At 68.0% G+C, this 17,917-nt stretch carries 24 protein-coding genes; 8 read left to right on the top strand and 16 right to left on the bottom strand.

Annotated elements, in window-relative coordinates:
* The first annotated feature begins 1 nt into the window (after nt 1).
* Nucleotides 2-1,039, top strand: coding sequence for a hypothetical protein (locus RTU05_RS05360; protein WP_312596388.1), 1,038 nt, complete (start codon nt 2-4; stop codon nt 1,037-1,039).
* Nucleotides 1,040-1,482: 443 nt separating this feature from the next.
* On the opposite strand, the gene RTU05_RS05355 is transcribed toward RTU05_RS05360, so the two are convergent.
* Nucleotides 1,483-2,148: an HAD hydrolase-like protein gene (locus tag RTU05_RS05355; protein WP_312596387.1), complete on the bottom strand. Its 666-nt coding sequence runs from the start codon at nt 2,146-2,148 to the stop codon at nt 1,483-1,485.
* 107 nt (nt 2,149-2,255) lie between these two features.
* Between RTU05_RS05355 and RTU05_RS05350 the strand changes: the two genes are divergently transcribed.
* Nucleotides 2,256-2,555 (top strand): hypothetical protein, encoded by a 300-nt coding sequence (locus RTU05_RS05350; protein ID WP_287105320.1) that lies wholly within the window; start codon nt 2,256-2,258, stop codon nt 2,553-2,555.
* Nucleotides 2,556-2,577: 22 nt separating this feature from the next.
* On the opposite strand, the gene RTU05_RS05345 is transcribed toward RTU05_RS05350, so the two are convergent.
* From RTU05_RS05345 to trbF, 6 genes are read right to left on the bottom strand one after another with little or no spacing between them, the layout of a single operon-like run.
* Nucleotides 2,578-2,958 (bottom strand): AlpA family transcriptional regulator, encoded by a 381-nt coding sequence (locus RTU05_RS05345; RefSeq protein WP_287105318.1) that lies wholly within the window; start codon nt 2,956-2,958, stop codon nt 2,578-2,580.
* On the bottom strand, nt 2,948-3,133 hold the full coding sequence (locus tag RTU05_RS05340) for a hypothetical protein (protein WP_054764195.1): 186 nt from the start codon (nt 3,131-3,133) through the stop codon (nt 2,948-2,950). Before RTU05_RS05340 ends, RTU05_RS05345 begins: the two co-directional genes overlap by 11 nt.
* A complete protein-coding gene (locus RTU05_RS05335) occupies nt 3,130-3,507 on the bottom strand; it encodes a hypothetical protein (protein WP_312596385.1) in 378 nt (125 codons plus the stop codon). The genes RTU05_RS05340 and RTU05_RS05335 overlap by 4 nt, the downstream gene beginning before the upstream one ends.
* A complete protein-coding gene (locus RTU05_RS05330) occupies nt 3,504-4,682 on the bottom strand; it encodes a TrbI/VirB10 family protein (RefSeq protein WP_287105301.1) in 1,179 nt (392 codons plus the stop codon). The genes RTU05_RS05335 and RTU05_RS05330 overlap by 4 nt, the downstream gene beginning before the upstream one ends.
* Nucleotides 4,679-5,728, bottom strand: coding sequence for a TrbG/VirB9 family P-type conjugative transfer protein (locus tag RTU05_RS05325; protein WP_287105299.1), 1,050 nt, complete (start codon nt 5,726-5,728; stop codon nt 4,679-4,681). Before RTU05_RS05325 ends, RTU05_RS05330 begins: the two co-directional genes overlap by 4 nt.
* Nucleotides 5,707-6,390, bottom strand: coding sequence for a conjugal transfer protein TrbF (gene trbF, locus RTU05_RS05320; protein ID WP_287105297.1), 684 nt, complete (start codon nt 6,388-6,390; stop codon nt 5,707-5,709). Before trbF ends, RTU05_RS05325 begins: the two co-directional genes overlap by 22 nt.
* An 879-nt stretch (nt 6,391-7,269) precedes the next feature.
* Between trbF and RTU05_RS05315 the strand changes: the two genes are divergently transcribed.
* Entirely contained in the window at nt 7,270-8,517 is a 1,248-nt protein-coding gene (locus tag RTU05_RS05315; RefSeq protein WP_287105439.1) for a DUF3363 domain-containing protein, read from the top strand.
* An 81-nt stretch (nt 8,518-8,598) separates the two neighbouring features.
* Here the strand turns inward: RTU05_RS05315 and RTU05_RS05310 are convergent, their stop codons facing one another.
* Nucleotides 8,599-8,904 (bottom strand): hypothetical protein, encoded by a 306-nt coding sequence (locus RTU05_RS05310; RefSeq protein ID WP_287105437.1) that lies wholly within the window; start codon nt 8,902-8,904, stop codon nt 8,599-8,601.
* Between the two features lie 9 nt (nt 8,905-8,913).
* Complete coding sequence (locus tag RTU05_RS05305) at nt 8,914-9,324, bottom strand: hypothetical protein (RefSeq protein ID WP_287105436.1); 411 nt, start codon at nt 9,322-9,324, stop codon at nt 8,914-8,916.
* Between the two features lie 236 nt (nt 9,325-9,560).
* Here RTU05_RS05305 and RTU05_RS05300 point away from each other — a divergent pair, with 236 nt between their 5' ends.
* On the top strand, nt 9,561-9,923 hold the full coding sequence (locus RTU05_RS05300; RefSeq protein WP_287105435.1) for a hypothetical protein: 363 nt from the start codon (nt 9,561-9,563) through the stop codon (nt 9,921-9,923).
* Between the two features lie 354 nt (nt 9,924-10,277).
* Nucleotides 10,278-10,562, top strand: a complete 285-nt coding sequence (locus RTU05_RS05295) for a hypothetical protein (protein WP_287105434.1) — start codon at nt 10,278-10,280, stop codon at nt 10,560-10,562.
* Between the two features lie 57 nt (nt 10,563-10,619).
* Here RTU05_RS05295 and RTU05_RS05290 read toward each other — a convergent pair whose 3' ends face one another.
* The 4 genes from RTU05_RS05290 to RTU05_RS05275 all read right to left on the bottom strand — a co-directional run bounded on the left by RTU05_RS05290 (nt 10,620) and on the right by RTU05_RS05275 (nt 14,038).
* Entirely contained in the window at nt 10,620-11,855 is a 1,236-nt protein-coding gene (locus RTU05_RS05290) for a tyrosine-type recombinase/integrase (protein WP_287105433.1), read from the bottom strand.
* Nucleotides 11,856-12,030: 175 nt separating this feature from the next.
* Nucleotides 12,031-12,591 (bottom strand): HNH endonuclease, encoded by a 561-nt coding sequence (locus tag RTU05_RS05285; protein ID WP_312596369.1) that lies wholly within the window; start codon nt 12,589-12,591, stop codon nt 12,031-12,033.
* A gap of 140 nt (nt 12,592-12,731) precedes the next feature.
* Complete coding sequence (locus RTU05_RS05280) at nt 12,732-13,391, bottom strand: trimeric intracellular cation channel family protein (protein WP_312596367.1); 660 nt, start codon at nt 13,389-13,391, stop codon at nt 12,732-12,734.
* Nucleotides 13,388-14,038, bottom strand: coding sequence for a DNA-3-methyladenine glycosylase 2 family protein (locus tag RTU05_RS05275; RefSeq protein WP_312596366.1), 651 nt, complete (start codon nt 14,036-14,038; stop codon nt 13,388-13,390). The genes RTU05_RS05280 and RTU05_RS05275 overlap by 4 nt, the downstream gene beginning before the upstream one ends.
* Before the next feature lie 112 nt (nt 14,039-14,150).
* Here RTU05_RS05275 and RTU05_RS05270 point away from each other — a divergent pair, with 112 nt between their 5' ends.
* Genes RTU05_RS05270 through gluQRS form a run of 3 tightly spaced genes read left to right on the top strand, consistent with a single transcriptional unit; the run spans nt 14,151 to nt 15,549 of the window.
* The gene (locus tag RTU05_RS05270) at nt 14,151-14,399 is read left to right on the top strand and encodes a type II toxin-antitoxin system ParD family antitoxin (protein ID WP_312596364.1); all 249 of its coding nucleotides are present in this window, start codon (nt 14,151-14,153) and stop codon (nt 14,397-14,399) included.
* Complete coding sequence (locus tag RTU05_RS05265) at nt 14,396-14,686, top strand: type II toxin-antitoxin system RelE/ParE family toxin (protein ID WP_312596362.1); 291 nt, start codon at nt 14,396-14,398, stop codon at nt 14,684-14,686. The genes RTU05_RS05270 and RTU05_RS05265 overlap by 4 nt, the downstream gene beginning before the upstream one ends.
* Nucleotides 14,687-14,688: 2 nt before the next feature.
* Entirely contained in the window at nt 14,689-15,549 is an 861-nt protein-coding gene (gene gluQRS, locus RTU05_RS05260; protein ID WP_312596361.1) for a tRNA glutamyl-Q(34) synthetase GluQRS, read from the top strand.
* On the opposite strand, the gene RTU05_RS05255 is transcribed toward gluQRS, so the two are convergent.
* The 3 genes from RTU05_RS05255 to RTU05_RS05245 form a co-directional block, all read right to left on the bottom strand.
* Nucleotides 15,533-16,354, bottom strand: a complete 822-nt coding sequence (locus RTU05_RS05255) for a TIGR02186 family protein (RefSeq protein WP_312596360.1) — start codon at nt 16,352-16,354, stop codon at nt 15,533-15,535. The genes gluQRS and RTU05_RS05255 overlap by 17 nt on opposite strands.
* Nucleotides 16,351-17,274, bottom strand: a complete 924-nt coding sequence (locus tag RTU05_RS05250) for a sulfite exporter TauE/SafE family protein (protein ID WP_312596358.1) — start codon at nt 17,272-17,274, stop codon at nt 16,351-16,353. Before RTU05_RS05250 ends, RTU05_RS05255 begins: the two co-directional genes overlap by 4 nt.
* A gap of 61 nt (nt 17,275-17,335) precedes the next feature.
* On the bottom strand, nt 17,336-17,917 hold a 582-nt coding region (locus RTU05_RS05245), incomplete at its 5' end, for a tetratricopeptide repeat protein (protein WP_312596356.1).

Raw genomic sequence — 17,917 nt, 5'->3', positions numbered from 1 at the left:
GGTGGCTGGGAAGGTCAAGACCAAGGCGAAACCTGTTTCGCGAGCGAAGACACGCGGCGTCGCCGGCCGAGCGCCGCTCCTTGTTTTGGCCGGCTTGCCGCAAGCCACGGCTGGCCCAGCCGCAAACACGATCAACAACGACGGCAAAACCCCATGGCGGGCGACAGCTGTTGCGTTCCCGGAGCGAGACCCCGTCTACGACGTCGCAGCCGTTGAAGAGCTCGCCGCTCAGGTTCTCGCCTACGCCCGGGAGAACTATCAGGGCGAAGAGGATCCGGTGAACCCCACCCGCATCGTTCTCGCCTATGTCGATGACGACTGGACCCAGCCGTTGTGGGAGGTCTTCGGCAGCGCCGTCTTTCCGGTCCGGATGACCGATCCCGGTTGGGAGTGGCCGGACGGCCGCCCCTGGCGTTTTGACACCGACGCTGTCCATGCGGCCGTGAACCGTGCACTCGTCACCGCTGAGAGCGAGGAGGTGAATGGCACCCGGCTGAGGCTTGAAGCCCATCGGCGGGACGATCCCCTGCTGCTACCGGCGCGGAATTTTGAGCTGACGCGAACGACGGTGCTTCAGGAGCGGTTCTTGGCCCTGATGGAAAGCGGAATAGCGCCTGCGGACATTGCCCTGATCGATGTCGAGGTCGAACGCCGGAAATTCCCGTTCGAGCATCTCCCGATCTTCTACGCCAAGATGGGCGGGAAAAATCAGAGCTTCGCGATCGACCGTCGGGATCTCGTTTTCGCCAAGGCGCATGTGGGCCAGGATGGAGGGCTTCACGATATCCCGGCGGACGCCGAAGAGGACCTGACCGCGGCCAGACTGCGTCGGGAACTTGAAAGCCGTTTTCGGTTCGGCACCCCGCTGCAGCCAGCCGGCTTCCAGCACGATGTTCAAAGGGAGTTCGGCGCTCCTCTCGTTCGGGAGCGGATGTTTTGCATCGATCGTGGCCCGGTGGACGTGTTCGGGGATCACGCCAACGTCTTCGGCAGCGATATGATCACCGCAGAGCGGATCGAAGACGCCCAGAATGAGTAAAGGGCGGGTGCTGGTGCACCCGCCCGATACATAGTCGCGTTATCTTCGTTTACCGCCGATTCAGTTGAGGTCTCAACTGCGTCGGCCCCAAAGCTCCGAGGCCCTATGTCCCCAGTGCCCGGTTTCAACGGATCCAAGATCCTCGGCGACGGCGAGAGAGGTGTGATCCCCTCGTCAGTCCCGTGCACTTCCACCAAAAATGGCTCAGGTGCGAATTAGGATAACGCAAAAACCTACGTACTATTTATGCGCAAACCGCCTCCACGACAAGACGCAGCCTTTAAAGCGCGTGGCGGAGGTGCGCCGGGCGTTGAGAACATGTGAGATTCGCATGCGCTCACGCCTTTAGCCGAAGCCTGTACATACGCGTGAGCCGCACCGGGCGACGGCATCCTAGCTCACTGGGAGGCCGACAGGTAGGTCGCGGCGATAACGAGGAGTCGTCAAGCCAGCAGCACGGCGGCGGCCTCGGCCGGCGTATGGACCATGTAGTCCGGCACGGCGGCGCTGAGCGCGGAGGCCGCGCCGTACCCCCAGGACACGGCCATCGCGGCCACATCAACGTGGTGCGCCGCTTCGATGTCCCGCACCTCATCGCCGACGGCGCAGACGCGGGCCGGTTCGACATCCAGCTTGCGGATCAGGGACGAGAAGCGCGCGCCCTTCCCGAACAGCGATGCGCCGCAGCTGAAGGCCGAGATCAACGACGCCGAGGACCCGAGCACCGCGCGGACATTCTCCTCGCTGTTGGAGCTGACCACGGCAGACCGGACGCCGCCGTCGTGCAGCCGCCGCAGGAGATCGGGGACGCCTTCGAACAGCGCGATCTGGTGCGCCTCATGGGCCATTCGCTTGCGCAGATCGGCGGCGATCCCCGGAAGGCGGAGCGGCGACACGCCCAGCGCCTTGACGACGTCTCGGGTCGGCAGGCCCCGAAGACGTTCGATCTCCGCCGCGTCGGGAGACCGGAAGCGATGGGCCTCGGCGAGGCTCGGCAGCTGGGCGATGAACCAGGTCGCGCTGTCGGCGAGCACGGCGTCGAAGTCGAAGAGGACGAGTTTGTATTGGGCCATTCGGATCGCCATAGCGGGAATACGGTCGGCGGGCACGGGGGTCCCGCCCCGCTACGTCCCGCCGGCCACGAGAAACAGGGTGAACGCGGCCGTTAACGGCGACGCTTAAACGAGCCTTCAGCGCCTCGCACTAGGTGTCGGGAATGAGCTTCCCCGTCGCCAGACCCGATCGCCGCCTTCTCGCGCGCCGCCGGTGCGCCGAACAGTGCGTCATCGAGTACGGCCAGGGGGAAACAGCCCCCGGGGTGCTGCGCCAGCTCGATCTGCACGGCGCTCGCGTCAGATTGCTCCAACGGGGCGCCGCGCTCTCGGGCGATGTCCGCATCCTCACCCAGGCCGGCGACGAGGTTTTCGGCGCGACGGCCTGGCGCATCGGCGATGTGGTCGGCTTGCGGCGGCACTCCCGATCCGAAGCCAGGATCAGGGCGCTCGGGGAACGCTGAACCCCGCATCGGACCAAAGGCGCTAGAAGTCGAAGCCAAGCTGGCCCTCTGCGATGGCCGGTCCGGTCCGACGCCTTGGGCGCGACTTCGGCTTGCTTCCTCGCGGTGACGGCGACGGACTCGGCTTTGCCGTCGGCGTGGCGATGACGCGGTCTTCGCGAGGACGGGGCGGCGCTGGCGTGACGGGTCGGGCCGCCGGCTCGGGTTCTGGTGTCGGCCCGCGGCTCTCGTTCCAGCGGGCGATGTCGCGCTCGCGCCAGGCCACCCGTCCGGGCGAGATCGGCACCGGCTCCGGAAAGTCGCCGGCCTGACGCATGCGCCAGGCGGTCGTGCGGCCGAGGCCCGTCAGGTCCCGGACCTGCCGCCAGCCCAGGAACCGCTCGAGCCCGTCGTCATGGGCCATGACGCTGTTCCAGAAGCGCCGTCGCGCGATCCCCCATGACCGAGGCGAGCGCCGCCGCATCGTTGGCCGCGTCCAGAGGATCGCGGCTCCACCACACCAGCAGCACGGCCTTGAGCGGATAGCTGACCGTCGGGTCGTTCATCAGGGTCTCGAGACTGGGGCGGGTGGTCGTCATGAGGTCGCCTCCCGACGCCGGGCCTCCCGCCGCATCCGCTGGCGCTCGCTGGATGAGGCGGCGGGCGCTGTGATCTGAGCCTCGGCCCACGTCTCCAGCAGGTCCAGCGGGTAGTAGGGCTTGTTGCGGATGTGCCGGCACGGCGGACCGCCCGACCCGGTCGAATAGGGCCGCACGATCTCGGGCTGACGAATGGCGACCACCGCGCCGCGCCCGATGTCTGGGGCCTCGGTGCGGACATAGACGCCCCGAGGCAGGCTCGGGCTCTCATTGATCAGGGCGACGGCGGGGCGCTGCGCCGCGACCGCGCCGAAGGCGAGGAGGCCGACGGCGGGCGCCACGACCGCCACGAGAAGACGACGGAGACGGGTCATCGGCGGTAGGGCTCCAGAATGAGGTCGCGGGTGATCATCACCCGGACCGGAGCCCCAGCCCGGACCCTTATGGACGGCTGGACGCCGAGCTCGCGATCGACGAGCCGTCCGCCGACCTGGGAGGCCTCGATCGAGGCGGCGCTCCCCGCGCTGGCGGCGAACGATCGATCCTCGGATCCGCCGCGCGCCAGTTCGCCCAGGGTCGTGATGGCGCCCGCGAAAAGGCTCGCCACGCCGAGCGGCAGAAGCCGACGATCCACCTCTCCCCGCACGCCGACCGCGCCCTGCGCGTCCACGCCCGGTTCTTCGGACAGGATCAGGCTCTTGCCGTTGGGAAGGATCAGCCGATCCCAGACCAGGAAGGCCCGACGGTCGCCGTGGGCGCTCTCGCCTTCATAGCGTCCGATCAGGCGCGTCCCCTGCGGCACGACGAGATGGCGACCGGTGATGGAGTCGAACACATTCTGGCTGACCGTGGCCACGACCGGGCCGGGACGCGAGGTGTCCACGGCCGTCAGCAGGACGCCCGGGATGATGGCGCCGGCCTTCAGCTCATAGGGCGAAACCGGCGCCAGCAGGCTGTGGGGACTGTAGATCGCGCCATAGTCCCGCATCGCCGGGGAAGGCGGCGCATCCGATCGCCCGCCTGTTGCCTGAACGGCGGCCCCACTCGACGGGCCTCCGAAGAACAGCGCTGAAGCCGCCGCCTGTTCCGCCGGTCGCGGCCCTCTGGGCGCTGCGGCGTATGACGGCGCCGGCGCCCGTGCGGGCGGCGGCAAGGCGGCGGAAGGTTCATCCTCGGGCGTGGCGCCCCGGCGCTCCGGCAAGGCGTCCGCCTGGGCGAGCCGGTCATAGCTCGCGGGCTGATCGGTCACCCGCTCCGAGGGTCGGACGCTGCCCCGAGCCTCGCCCGCGCCATCGGTCTCGGCGGCGTCCCGGGCCTGACGCGTCATCTGCGGCTGGACGACGAAAGCCCAGGCGAGCGAGCCTGACACAAGCAGGGCGGCGACCATCACCGCACCCTGGACGACGGGTTTGCGAATGCGGACCGCGCCCGGCCGCGGCGCCCGGCCCATCAGGGGCGGCGGAGGCGCCTTGGGCGTCGCTGTCGGGGTGGACGGAGGCGGCGCGACATCGTCGCCAGGGCTGACAGGAGGGAGATTGGGATCGGTCATCGGGCAGCTCCCGGAATGCGACGGATGCGGACGATTTGCGGACGACGGTCGCCGAGCCGGAGCTCGGCCTCGTCGAACAGGCGATCGACGATCAGGACGCCGTCGGCCTGCCGGTAGTTGACCAGCTGGAGTTCCTCGCCGGCCCGGACGAACAGGGCCGGCGCCTCATCAATCGAGGCTCCCGGCGACAGGGTGATGAAGGTCCGTGCGCCGTCGTTAAAGACGGCGGTCGGAGCCCAGCGGGGGGATCGCCCTCGCGCCTCGATCCTATAGCGCGCGTCGAGGGGGCCCTGAGGCGTCACTGCCTGCACATCGACCGGTGGCAGGCCCGACAGCGGATCGGCGACCGGGCGACTCGAGGCGGCGAAGCCGTAGTCCCAGGCGATCGCGGCGTTGAAGGCGTCGGCGCCGCCGCTGCGCAAGGTCAGAAGATAGACCCGCTGGCTGGTGGTCAGGACGAGGTTGGTCTCCAGACCCGCTTGCAAGGGCTTGATCAGAACATGGGTCCGGGCGGAGGCGCCGGCGCCCGACTGGCTCTCGCCGATCTGCCAGCGCACCGTATCCCCGGCCGCCTTGGCGGTGACCGTCTCGCCCGGCGCCAGGGTGAGGGTGGTGACCCGCAGGGGTGCGGTCCAGACCTCGTAAACCCGACCGTCGGACCAGCCGAACACCTGGACTCCGCCCACGAAGCCGTCGGCGCTGGAGGCGGCTCTGGCGGACCGGTTGGCTTCCGCGATCGCGGCGCGTCCGGACGGCGTCTCCGGAGGCGGCGTCTCGGGACGACGCCGCCGCGGCGGCTCCGCCTGGGCGACCGCCTCGAGGTAGGGTCGGGCCGTCGAGCCCGGCTCGGCGGTAGGCTGAGACGACTCCGCCTCCAACGGAAGGACAGGATCGGGCCCGACCTCGGGCGCCGGGACCACGGGCGTGATCGCCTCGGCCAGATTGATGGGGTCGGCGTCCGGCCCTCGGAGCAGGGCGCAGCCGGAGAGCGCGATTGCGGCGAACGCCGAAAGGGCGGTCACGCTCAGGAAGCGTCGGGGGTCCATGAGACATCCTCGATCTTGAGGCCTAGGGGATTGCGCATCAGCTCGGCCTCGTTGCGCGGCGGCTGATGGGCGACGGTGATCAGGGCGCGCCAACGCTCGGCCCCGGCCTGCTGGCCGTTCACGAACCGGGTCTCCCGCCATTGCAGGTCGAAGGTGCGGTCGCTGCGGCGGACCACGTTCAGCACCTCGACATTGACCGCTTCCCGACCGGCCTCCGCGAACGGATCGTTGGCCTGGGCCCAGTCGTTCAGGAAGGCCGAGGCCTTCGGCGTGAGGAGATCGTAGGCGCGCAACCAATTCTGCCGGATCACGATCGGATCGATCGATTTTGACCGAACGTCCCGGATCCATTGCGCGAGGGCATAGCCGGTCTGAGCCTCGGTCGGTTCGTACCGCCCGTCCAGGGCCGTGATCCTCTGCGTCTGCCCCCAGTCCGACACCTCCACGACGAAGGGCCGGACCACCGCCCGATCGGCCTGGACCCACCAGCCGGCGCCGAGAAAGCCCGCCAGCGCGAGATTGGCCAGGGCGATGCGGCGCCAGTTGCGGGCATGGGCGATGGAGAGACCCATCCGGTCGTCCCAGACCTGGCCCGCCCTCTGATAGGGAGTAGCCTCGGGCGACGCGGTCAGGCCACGTTTGGGTTTGAAGAAGGGATGCATGCTCAATCCTCGGATCTGACGGTGGGCTTGAGTGCGCCGCTGTTCTCGCCGGCCGGCATGAGGGCGCGACCGGAGTTGGCGATGAAGAAGGCCTGGAGGGCGGCGGATCGGCCGACCGCGCGTCCCCCCTTCGCGCCCCCGCTGAACGGCCGATCCTCGGACAGGGACGGCCGGGGACGGGTCTCGGCCTGGGTCCCGGCCTTGCCCGGAGGCGGCCCGGACGAATCCGGCTGAGGGGGCGGCGCCTCCGACGGCGCTGGGGTGGGAGAACCCGGGGCCGCAGCGCCCGAGGTCGGCGCGGCGTCGCCGCCAGAGGGCGCCGAATCTCGCGTGCGCCCGACAGGCCTCGATCCAGGTCCCGGGCCCGGCGATGACCGCGGTCCGCCGCCCGAAGGTGCGCTTCCCGAGGAAGGTCCGCCTCCTGATGGTCGCCCCGCGGACGCGGCCCCTGCGGCGGATCGCGACGACCCGCTGACCGCCGCGGCCCTTCAGCGGCCGTTCGGACCGGCGCTCAACCTCGGCCAAAAGGCGATGGAGAACGGGCTGCGGCACGTCTCCATCAAGGCTCGGGCCGCCTGAGACATCACGATCTTGATCAATGACCCGCTCGGCTTCGGCCGGGCGGGCTTTTTCTTGTCATCCGGCAGACCTGGAGCGGTCTGAACGCCGGGATCGCCTGGGCCTTGCCGAGGTTTGATCGGCTGTGTTCACTGTTGGGGAGGCTGGTTGGAAATCGTCAGATTGGGGGCTTAGGGCAAGATAAAAGGGGGGTTTTGGCCTTCTGTTTTTCCCAGTCCCGGCAGACACTTGCGACAACCGTGGAGACGGTCGGCGACTTGCGTTGAGTTGGCGTCTGATTCCCCGGCTGGAGCACCCGTCATGCAGGTCCGCACAGCCATCGAAGTGCGCCTCGCCGAGGCGACCAAGGGCGACGTATCCACTCTTCGAGTGCACCTTCCCCAGAGGCTGAAGTCGGACAAGACCAGCGTCCGCATCGCCATGTTCCAGCGCCTCGCGGCCTCGCGTCTGTTCGCCTATGGCGACCGCGCGGGATGTCTGCGCGCGGCCCAGAACCGCTCCGGTCGACCCTTCCGTCTCGACGTCCGGCAGCGTGTGACGGTCAAGGCTCTGGTGTCGCGTCACATGGGCAAGGGGTTCGCCCGAGGCGCGGCGCTCGGCGCCCACATCGCCTACCTCGGACGCATGGGCGCCGGAGAGGATGGGGAGCAGGCCGTGTTCTTCGGACCGGTCCGCGAAGGCATCGATGCGGCAGGCGCGACGGAGGGCTGGGCGAAAGACCGGCACCACTTCCGCTTCATAATTTCACCGGAGCATGGCGACCGGATTTCGGACCTGCAGAGCTACACAAGGGAGGTCATGTCGAGGGTCGCCGACGATCTCGGAGAGCCTGGGCTGAACTGGATCGCGGTCTGCCATTTCGACACCGACCAACCCCATGCCCACGTGCTCGTTCGGGGTCGACGAAGCGACGGCCGGGATCTCGTGATCCCGCGCGACTACATCGGTTACGGCTTTCGTGCACGAGCCCAGGAAGTGGCTCAGGAACGCCTCGGAGACCTCAGCCGTCAGGACGCCGAACGTCGCGTCTGGCGTGAGACCGAGGCCGACCGGTTCACTGCCTTCGACCGCCGTCTCATCGCAGCCGTGGACGACGGCGGCTGTGTCGATGACGGCGTCGGGGGTACTGACGCCTGGACCGCTTTGACGCGTGGACGGTTGCGTCATCTAGAGACGCTGGGCCTTGCGACACGTGTGGGCCGACGCTTCCGGTTGGCGCCTGACATGGAGGCGCGACTGCGACGGCTTCAACTATCGAAGGATGTCATTCGCACACTGAACCAGCGGCGTCTGGACGGCGCGCGGTCAGCCGAACAGCTGGGCAAGGCGCCGGTCCATGGCAAGGTGGTCAAGGCCGGTTTCCACGACGAACTGGGCGGCTCCGCCTTTGTGGTAGTGCGCGCTGCTGACGGCTCCGAACACTATGGCCGGCTGAGCGTCGGCAAGACCCCGCCAGCCATAGGAAAGACGGTCACTCTTTCGCTGGACGCCCGCGGCTTCGCTCAGGTCCTCAACGGTAAGCAGCTCGGACAGGACCTAGGTCGGTGACGGCTCCCACGATCCGGGTCTGAACTCGCGGTTTCAGAAGGAGACGGGTCTCGTGGAGCATCTCCCAGCGACTGCTCAAGCTCAGTTCATCTCGGACCGCGGCATGGGCGGCGGGGACGGCGTCATGTCGAGGCTGTCGATCATAATGTCGATCTCGGCTTCCACGAGATCGAGGTCGGCGCCGCTGAACAGCTGGGCCGCCGCCTCGCGCCAGGCTGCGCGCAGCAGTGTGCGGCAGTCATCGGGGGCGAGGTCGTCCAGATAGACCAGACCCCGCTCGGCCAGCAGGCGTTTGGCGACCCGCCCGGCCCGCACGGCGAGGTCGCTCGTTCCGGCGCCTTCGTCGTCCGCTCGGTCGCCGCGTCTGGGTGGCGGGGGACGACTCATGCTTCGGCCTCAGGCGTTGCCGCGGACGGCCGCGCCAGCCAGCACGCGAGCGCGGAAGGACTCGGCGTCAAACCCCGTGTTGCGATCGTCGATCGCCATGAGAGGTTCGACGGCGGCCGCCGCGACGACATCGGCATGGATGTAGTCCATGCCTTCCTCCTCTCCCGGCAGCGTCCACGCCCGCAGGCCGTGATCGTCGTGCAGACGCGCCAGCGCTTCGAGCCGGAGCTGGATGACGAAGGCGATCAGGGCTCGATCTCCAGTCTCCTCTTGCTCCTCAAGGAGCTGGAAGATCCGAAACGCACGAGCCTCGTAGGACTGACGATCATCGGCCGGCATCTCCGCGAACGCTTCGAGGGCGGCGGTCAGGAGGTCGGCCGGGATCGCCGTCGCCATCGCGCGCTTGGTGAAGCTCGTCATCCGATTTCTCCGACCATGATTGACCGAGACGTGCCCGACTGAGGGCGACAGGGGGCGCGCCGTCCCTTCCGGACTTCAGATAGCCGCGATCGCTCCATTCCGCCATGATCGGCCCTTGGAAGTCGTTTGGATAAGGGACCGTCGGATCGGCGGCGTCTAAGGGAGCCGAGGCACGTCCGAAACAAGTGTCGGGGGGCCCGGCGCACCGCCTGTTCTGTCCATATGGAGACAATCGAATGAGATTCCTGCCCGTTCTGATCGCCGTCCTTGTCGGCGCCTGTCAGCCGATACCCTCCACCGACGCCGGTGACACCGCCGTGTCTTCACCGACGTCCGCCGCTGCTGACTGCGCGGCGCGAGGCGGCGAGATGAAGCCGGTCGGGCGGGCGCAGACCCTTCAGTGCGTCGTGACCTACGCCGATGCCGGCAAGCGCTGCACCACCGGATCGGACTGTCTCGGCGACTGCCGCGTGGACGACGCGCCATTCCCTGCCGCCGGAAGCGCCGCGGTCGGGCGCTGCCAGGCCGAGTCCCAAGTATTTGGATGCTACGCGCGCCTAGAGGATGGCAAGCCGACCCCAGCAATCTGCGTCGACTGAAGCCATCTCCGAAGCCTGCACGGGCTGACGCGCGTTTCGATCCGAGCGTCAGCCCGAGACACAACACCCACACTATCGCTCAACAGCCCACACGCCCAGCAGGGGCGGCCTCCCTCTCCCCAAAATCGCTTCCGCAGGAGGCAGCCGACCCGTCCGACATGGTGGATATGGCCCCCGCTCTTCACAAGGCCGTGAAGTTGTTCGGACGAGGGGACAAAGAAGAAACCAGACGGAACAACCCGGACACTGACGAGGTAATCGAAGCGACAGCATAAGCCATTCAGGTCGGTTGCGGCTTATTTCTTTCAGTGCTTGCCTGATTACAGTTCTGGATCAGACGGAAAGGAGCGCCACATGGCCGGTCTACATCTTCACGGAACTGAGGAAATGCTGCTGACCCGCAAGGAAGCGTCCACCGAGCTTCTGCGGATGGGCATCCGCCGTTCGCCATCGACCTTGGCGAAGGTGTTCTGCACGCGGTCCGACGGACCGCCCTGCACCCATCTCGGGCGAACGCCCTACTACCCCAAGAGCCTGCTACACGAGTGGGCGCGCAGCCAGCTGTCGGGCCTCAGGTCCTCGTCAAGCCAGCCACGTCAGGCTGGACATTGGGGCGAGGCCGCTCACGAGGACGCCTAGCTCCCATTCCCATCCCAGTCTCTTCGGCCGCCCGGCGATCCGCCGGGCGGCCTTCTTTCAGTGGGCCGTCTGTCCTTCTTCAACCGACCAGCCCGCGAGAGAGGCGGCGACGCTCTCGCTGATCCTGTCGGCGGCCGCACGAACCGGGTCGTCCGCCAGGTGGGCGTACCGACTGGTGGTGCTGACGTGACTGTGGCCGAGCAGTTTTCCGATGAGCTGGAGACCTTCACCGCCCGCCAGGCCCGCGCTCGCGAAGCTGTGCCGGAGATCATGAATCCTCAGGTCTTCCATGCCCGCCCGTTTGCGAATGCCGACCCACGCCCAATCGAGGTTGGCGATCGGACGTTTGGGATCTCTCCGATCCGGGAACACATAAATGCTCCCGTTCGAGAGCAGGCCCTCGATCAGCTTCAGCGCCGCGCTCCCGAGACGGATGACCTTGGCCCCCGTCTTGGAATCCTCAAGCCGGAGCATCCCCATGTTGCGATCGATCTCCGACCACTTGAGCCTGGCGATCTCGTTCTTGCGGGCGCCGGTCAGCGCCAGAAGGCGGATGATGTTGATATGGCGAGGATCGCCCCCGTGCTTCTCGAGTTCCGCGAGGACATCGCCGAGCCGCGCCAGCTCGGCCGGGGAAAGGAAGCGATCCCGACGGTTGTCCTTGTAGCGTTTCACGCCGCGCGTGGGGTTGGTCTTCACGAACTCCCGCTCGACGGCGAACGTGAAGATGCCGCCCAGCAGACCGACCGTGCGCGAGGCCGCATGAATGCCGCCGCGGGTGTGCGGCGTCGCCTCTCCACGAATGCGTCCCGACCCGACATCGACCATCAGCCGCTCGATGTCCGCTCGGCCGATATCGGTGACCTTCATCCGGCCGAGGCGCGGCTTGATGTGGCGCGCGATCCGGATGCGGTCGATCCTGAGGGTCGTCGCCTTCTTCATCGTGACGCCCTCCTTCATGTAGAGGTCGCAGAGCTCCGACATCGTCAGTTCTTCGCGTCGTTCGACTTTGGTCCCCTGAGGGTCACCACCTGACGCGACTTCGGCCAGCACAGCGGCCGCTCTTTCGCGGGCTTCCTCGGCGGTCACAACACCATGGCGAGCGATGTGAAGCAGGCGGTCGGCGCCGCCGATCGTCCTGTACCGAACGACGTAGGTTTTGGTGTCGCTGACAGCGACGCGCACCCCGAAACCCTTGAGCTGCGTGTCCCAAAGGGTGAACCGCACCCCTTCGGACGTCAGGGCGTCGACCAGGCGTTTGGTGATCTTTCCGGACCTCGGGTTCTGAACCATTCGATCTCTCCTCGGGCCCACGAGGGGCCGCGTTTCTGGTCCCGGTTTTGGTCACCACATGGTCACCAGCCGGGAGGATTTCGGAGGATAATCGAGAAATCAGCGGTAAAAGAACGAACCCTGAACCTGCCTACCACAAGGGTGTTTGAGCCATTTCGAGCAACTGAAAAGAACCCTAAGGTTCGAGCTCTATGTCCCAGTAAAGATAGTCCAGCCAGCTCTGGTGCAGATAGTGGGGCGGGAAGCGGCGGCCGGCGTCCTGGAGCTGCCAGGCGTTGGGACGATAGGGCTCGCGGCGGATCGGCATCATGGCCTGGCGCGGGGTGCGGCCGCCCTTGGCCAGATTGCAGGGGCTGCAGGCGGCGACGATATTGTCCCAGGTCGTGCGTCCGCCCTGGGAGCGGGGGACGACGTGATCGAAGGTCAGCTCGGCCGACTGCCCGCAATACTGACAGGCGAAACCGTCGCGCAAAAAGACGTTGAAACGGGTGAAGGCTGGGCTGCGGTCCTGATCGACATAGGATTTCAGCGCGATCACGCTGGGCAGCTGCATCTCCATGGACGGGGAGCGCACCACCTTGTCGTACAGGGACACCACGTCGACGCGGTCCTGATAGACCGCCTTGACCGCCTCCTCCCACGGCCACAGCGACAGAGGATAGTAGGACAGGGGCCGAAAATCGGCGTTCAGCACCAGGGCGGGGAAACCGGACGGCGGTCTATGGAGAACCTGCATCAGGCCCTCCCGTTCTGGCGGGGGGATTTTGAGGCGACAGAGGTGAGGACACGTCTCCTTCCCTAGTCTTATCCCGCCAGCCTACCCGTGATTCCCGTTCATCGCCATGACCGACGTGCAGCGTTTTCGTGACGCCCGCCTCAGCTCCGCGCGGCATGGGTGGGAAACCCAGGCAGGGTCCAGCCCCACCGCAGGGCGGCCGCCCGCAACAGGAAGCCGCACAGGGCGGCGACGATGGCGGCGGGCCACACGCCCACGCCCGGCGCCCGCAGCGCCATATAGACGGTCGCCGCCAGAATGGCCGCCGTGACGTTGATCTCTCGCCGCAGCAGGATGGACGGTTGGCCCGCCAGGGTGTCGCGCACCACCCCGCCGAAACAGGCGGTCAGCGTGCCCATGACGATGCAGATCAAGGCGGGCGCCCCCGCCGCCTCAGCCTTGGCCGCCCCCATGACGCCGTAGGCCGCCAGGCCGATCGCATCCAGCCATAACAGAGCGCGGAAGCGCCAGTCGCGCTGCCCCACCAGCCACAGCCCCGTCGAGGCGAACAGGCAGACGGCCAAATAGCGCCAGTCCTGAACCCAGAAGACCGGCAGGCCCAGCAACAGGTCGCGCAGCGTCCCGCCTCCGACCCCGGTGATGGCCCCGAAGAAGGCGAAGGTGACCACGTCGTGCTTTTCGCGCGCGGCGGCCAGCGCGCCGGTGGCGGCGAAGACGGCCACGCCGGCGAAATCCAAGGCCGACAGCACGGTCTGGGCGTTGCGCAGCGGTTCGGTCAGGACGGGATCGAGCGGGGTCATGCGGTCGTCTCCAGCAAGATCTCTCCGCGCTTGACACCCGTGTACCAGGCCCACAGCAGATGGGTCGCCACCGCGCGATACGGCCGCCAGACCTCGGCGCGGGCATAGGCCGCCTTCTGATCCGGCCGAACCTCGGCACCGTCGGCCCAGCGGATCGCCTCCTGCAAGGCCACATCCCCGCCCGGAAACACGTCCAGACGTCCCTCGCACATCAGCAAATAGGCCTCGGCCGTCCACAGGCCGACTCCCTTAAGCGCCGTCAACGCCGCGATGGCCGCCGCGTCGTCCAGGTTCGACAGATGCTCCAGATCGATCTCTCCAGCCATCTGGGCGCGGGCCATACCCTGTCCGTAAGTCGCCTTCTGCCGCGACAGACCCATGCCGCGCAGTTGATCCAGATCGTGCGCCAGCAGGCGCTCGGGCGTGATCTCGCCCATCCCTTCGCGCAGGCGCGCCCAGACCGAAGCGGCCGAGGCCACCGAGACCTGCTGCTCCACGATCATGCGGAACAGCCCCTCGAACCCGCCGATCCTCAACCGCCATTCGAACGGCGGCGTCTGGGCGTGAACGCGCGCCAGGGCCGGATCGGCGGCGACAAGCGCCTCGCGCGCGGCGGCGATGTCATCGGGCGTGGGCTGAAGCGGCATGATCTACCTATGACGCGCCGGGACGCTCAAGGAAATCCGGTCGATGGCGGATTTCGGCTGGCGACAGACCGAGCCAATAACTATTATTGGGTCCTTCATCGAGGAGGCCGCCATGACCATGACCGTCGAACTGGGCGCATTGGAGCAGGTCGTCGACCGGCTGGTTCGCGACGGCCGTTACGGCTCCAAGAGCGAAGTGCTGCGCACCGGCGTCCGACTGGTGCAGGAGCATGAGGCGCGACTGGCGGTCCTGCTGGGCAAGCTGGAGGAAGGCATAGCCGACGCCGACGCCGGTCGACTGACCCCCTTGGAAGACGTCCGCGCCGCTTTCGAGGCTCGTTGGGCCGCCGAGGGCGAATGAGGGTTCGGCTCGCTGACGCCGCCTTACGCGACCTGACCATGATCGAACACCATGTGGCGTTGGACAGTCCGAACGCGGCGCGGCGATTGGTCAGGACCCTTTTCGAACGCTGCGAAACCCTCGCCCAAAATCCCCGGCGCTATCCAGAGACCGGCGTCGCCCATCTGCGAAAGCGGCCTGAGGGCTCCTATCTGATCTTCTACAGGGTGACGGCCGATGTCGAAGTCGTCCGCATCCTTCACGCGGCCCGCGACTGGACGCATCTGCTGGACACGGACGAAGATTAGCCGTGTTCGCCACCCGCTTCGCCCCCTCTCCCACCGGCCGCCTGCACAAGGGCCATGCCTTTTCGGCGCTGACGGCCTGGTCGGCGGCGAAGGCGGCGGGCGGGCGGTTCGTGCTGCGGATCGAGGACATCGATCCGACCCGCTGCCGGCCGGAATACGAGGCCGGGATTCTGGAGGATCTGGCCTGGCTGGGGCTGGATTGGGAAACGCCGGTTCGGCGTCAGTCCGATCATCTCGGCGACTACGCCGCCGTCATCGAAAGCCTGAGGGCGCGCGGGCTGCTCTATCGCTGTTTTCGCACGCGCAGGGACATCCTGAACGCCATCGGCGACGCACCGCACGGCATCATGGAGGCCGTGCGGCCCGGGCCGCATCCGGCGCGGGAGGAGGCGCGGCTGCTGGCCTCGGGCGCGCCGTTCGCCTGGCGACTGTCGCTGGACCGTGCGCGCGAGGCGCTGGGCGAGAAGGTCTGGAACGGCATGACCTGCGTCGAAGAGGGCGAAGGCCCCGATGGAGAGACCGGCCTGCTGCCCATCGATCCGGCGGCGGCGGGCGACGTCGTGCTGGCGCGCAAGGATACGGGTGTCGCCTATCATCTGGCCGTGACCCATGACGACGCCCTGCAGGGTGTGACCCATGTGATCCGGGGCCAGGACCTGTTCGCCGCCACCCCTGTGCAGCGGCTGATCCAGACGCTGATGGGCTGGCCCGCCCCGATCTATCGTCATCATCGGCTGCTGGCGGGACCGGACGGGCGGCGCTACGCCAAGCGGGATCGGTCGGTCACCTTGGCCGAGTTGCGCGCCGGCGGACTGACGGCCGAGGCGCTGCGCGAGGAACTGGGGTTCAGCCGCGGCGGCTGAAGATGCGTGAGGCGCCGTAGCCGGTCAGGGCCGCCAATACGACGCACAGCACGCCGTACAGCCACGGGCGGCGATGGGCGAACTCGTAGATGTCGCGCTCCAGCCCCACCTTTTCGACCGTCAGCGTCAGGTTGGACACCGACTGCGGCTCGCCGTCCTGGAACAGCCAGACCTCGGTGTAGTATTTGCCCGTGGGCGCCACGGTCGGCAGTTTGACCTCGGCGCGGAACAGCCCCTTGTCCACGAACTCGACCCCTTGGGAATCGGTGTCATAGAGGGCGGCGGCCTCCTTCAGCCGGATCACGGCGCGGCGCCAGTCCAGATAGTCGTCGCCCAGACGGCTGACCACCACGTCGCGCACGCCATAGCGCGACACCGTGCGGCTTTCCTGCGGCGCGTCGATGCGCAGGTGATCGACCCCGACGCCCAGGCGCCGCAGCTGGCCGAAGTCGGCGATGTCGCTGAGCGGCCGGGTCGAGGCGGTCATGTAGAAGCCCGGCGCACCCTCGAACACCACCGGACGGCTGTTCAGCCAGACGCCAGAGGTGCGGGTCTTCTTGACCAGGCGGATCGGGGCGTCCGGCCCGCGCACCACCACGACCACGTCGGTCGGATCGGGCGTGGGATTGAACACCGCGCCGTACAGGACGATGGACGCCCCCCTGAAACCGGAATCGACATGGACCTGGGCGTCCGTCAGGGCGGCGGCGACACGCAGGGCGCCGGTGGTCGCCTCCGAGCGGTCGGACGCGGGCGCGACGACGGCGGCCGGTGCGGGATCGGGCGGCGGCAGGGCCTGGATCATTCCGGGATCCCCGGCGCCAGCATGAAGATGTCGGCCGGCCGCACGAACAGCTCCAGCCCCATCTGGATTCCGACCAGCAGCACGATCAGCCCCAGCGCCGCGCGCAGCTCCTCGGCGCGGAACCGGCCGGCGAACCGGGCGCCGATCTGGGCCCCGACCACCCCGCCCAACAGCAGGATGGTGGACAGGACGATATCGACCGTCTGGTTGCGCCCGGCCTGCAGGATGGTGGTGATGGCGGTGGTGATGATGATCTGGAACAGGCTGGTGCCCACCACCGCGCCCGCCCGCATCCGCAGGACATAAAGCATGGCGGGCACCAGGATAAAGCCGCCCCCCACCCCCATGATGGCCGACAGCACACCGGCGAAAACGCCCAGGCCGAACGGCGGCAGGGCGCTGATGTACAGACCCGACTTGGGGAACTTCATCCGCAGCGGCAGGCCGTACAGCCACATCGGGCGGCGACGCTCCTTGCGCGGCGCCGGCACGCCCCGGCGACGGCGCAGGATCTCCGTCAGGCTCTCGTTCAGCATCAGGCAGCCGATGGCGCCCAGGAAGACCAGATAGGACAGGGCCACCACCAGATCGGCCTGGCCCAGCAGGCGCAGGTAGCGGAACAGCTCCACCCCCGCCAGGGCGCCGACCGCCCCGCCGGTCGCCATGACCGACCCCATTTTGAAATCGACCGCCCCCTGGCCGGCGTAGCGGATCACGCCCGAGGTCGACGAGGCCACGACGTGGCTGGCCTGGCTGGCCACGGCGACGGTCGGGGGAATGCCCAGGAACACCAAGATCGGCGCCATCAGGAAGCCGCCGCCGATGCCGAACAGGCCCGAGACGAACCCGACCACCGCCCCCAGGATCACCAGGGTCGGCCAGTTCACCGAAACCTCGGCGATCGGCAGATAGATGTCCAAAGGACGGGCCTTCGGCTGGAGCGGTTACAGGTTCGCCGTCAGGCGGGGCGGAGGCGGTGTCTTAGCCTGAAGCCTGCGACGTTGTCTGCGACAAAGGCCGGGATTGTGCGACGAAGGCGTCGGCGGCGGTGCGGGCGGCGCGCTGATCCACGGCGCTGGCCTGCGGACGCAGCCGCGTGACGGCGGCCTGGGCCTCGGTGTCGCCGCCGCGCGCGGCGATCATGTACCACTTCAGCGCCTCGGTCGGGTTCTTGGCCACGCCGTCGGCCCCGGTCTCATAGATACGGGCGACGTTGTACTGGCTGTCGGGCAGACCGCCCTGGGCCGCCTTCAGCAGCCAGGCCAGGGCCTCGGCCTGATTAGTCGCGCCGCCGTCGCCCTCGTACAGTTGCATTCCGTAAAGATGCATCCCGCGCGGATCGCCGCCTTCGGCCGCGCGGCGGCCCCATTGGCGGCTCTTGGCCGGATCGGCCGGCACGCCGGCGGCCCCGTCCAGATACAGCTGCCCCAGATAGGTCTGGGCCGGGGCGTAGCCCAGATCGGCGGCGCGGGTCATGCCCGCCAGGCCCGACATGTCGCCGCCGTCCAGCTTGCCGATCGCGGCCTCGTAGTCGGCGGCGCCGGGGCCGGCGATGTCGAAGGC

It is taken from the genome of Brevundimonas sp., assembly GCF_032017145.1.
In the GTDB taxonomy this organism is placed as follows: domain Bacteria; phylum Pseudomonadota; class Alphaproteobacteria; order Caulobacterales; family Caulobacteraceae; genus Brevundimonas.
The sequence above is the reverse complement of the archived record's forward strand: the minus strand, read 5'-3'. Positions and strand labels throughout refer to the sequence as shown.

Coding starts and splice junctions, on each gene's coding strand:
- RTU05_RS05340 (WP_054764195.1), bottom strand. CDS start 3,133: ATGACGACCACCCGCCCCAGTCTCGAGACCCTGATGAACGACCCGACG.
- RTU05_RS05335 (WP_312596385.1), bottom strand. CDS start 3,507: ATGACCCGTCTCCGTCGTCTTCTCGTGGCGGTCGTGGCGCCCGCCGTC.
- RTU05_RS05270 (WP_312596364.1), top strand. CDS start 14,151: ATGACCATGACCGTCGAACTGGGCGCATTGGAGCAGGTCGTCGACCGG.
- RTU05_RS05310 (WP_287105437.1), bottom strand. CDS start 8,904: ATGAGTCGTCCCCCGCCACCCAGACGCGGCGACCGAGCGGACGACGAA.
- RTU05_RS05295 (WP_287105434.1), top strand. CDS start 10,278: ATGGCCGGTCTACATCTTCACGGAACTGAGGAAATGCTGCTGACCCGC.
- RTU05_RS05290 (WP_287105433.1), bottom strand. CDS start 11,855: ATGGTTCAGAACCCGAGGTCCGGAAAGATCACCAAACGCCTGGTCGAC.
- RTU05_RS05305 (WP_287105436.1), bottom strand. CDS start 9,324: ATGACGAGCTTCACCAAGCGCGCGATGGCGACGGCGATCCCGGCCGAC.
- RTU05_RS05315 (WP_287105439.1), top strand. CDS start 7,270: ATGCAGGTCCGCACAGCCATCGAAGTGCGCCTCGCCGAGGCGACCAAG.
- RTU05_RS05330 (WP_287105301.1), bottom strand. CDS start 4,682: ATGACCGATCCCAATCTCCCTCCTGTCAGCCCTGGCGACGATGTCGCG.
- RTU05_RS05325 (WP_287105299.1), bottom strand. CDS start 5,728: ATGGACCCCCGACGCTTCCTGAGCGTGACCGCCCTTTCGGCGTTCGCC.
- RTU05_RS05255 (WP_312596360.1), bottom strand. CDS start 16,354: ATGATCCAGGCCCTGCCGCCGCCCGATCCCGCACCGGCCGCCGTCGTC.
- RTU05_RS05275 (WP_312596366.1), bottom strand. CDS start 14,038: ATGCCGCTTCAGCCCACGCCCGATGACATCGCCGCCGCGCGCGAGGCG.
- RTU05_RS05345 (WP_287105318.1), bottom strand. CDS start 2,958: ATGGCCCATGACGACGGGCTCGAGCGGTTCCTGGGCTGGCGGCAGGTC.
- RTU05_RS05300 (WP_287105435.1), top strand. CDS start 9,561: ATGAGATTCCTGCCCGTTCTGATCGCCGTCCTTGTCGGCGCCTGTCAG.
- trbF (WP_287105297.1), bottom strand. CDS start 6,390: ATGCATCCCTTCTTCAAACCCAAACGTGGCCTGACCGCGTCGCCCGAG.
- RTU05_RS05350 (WP_287105320.1), top strand. CDS start 2,256: ATGAGCTTCCCCGTCGCCAGACCCGATCGCCGCCTTCTCGCGCGCCGC.
- RTU05_RS05280 (WP_312596367.1), bottom strand. CDS start 13,391: ATGACCCCGCTCGATCCCGTCCTGACCGAACCGCTGCGCAACGCCCAG.
- RTU05_RS05265 (WP_312596362.1), top strand. CDS start 14,396: ATGAGGGTTCGGCTCGCTGACGCCGCCTTACGCGACCTGACCATGATC.
- RTU05_RS05285 (WP_312596369.1), bottom strand. CDS start 12,591: ATGCAGGTTCTCCATAGACCGCCGTCCGGTTTCCCCGCCCTGGTGCTG.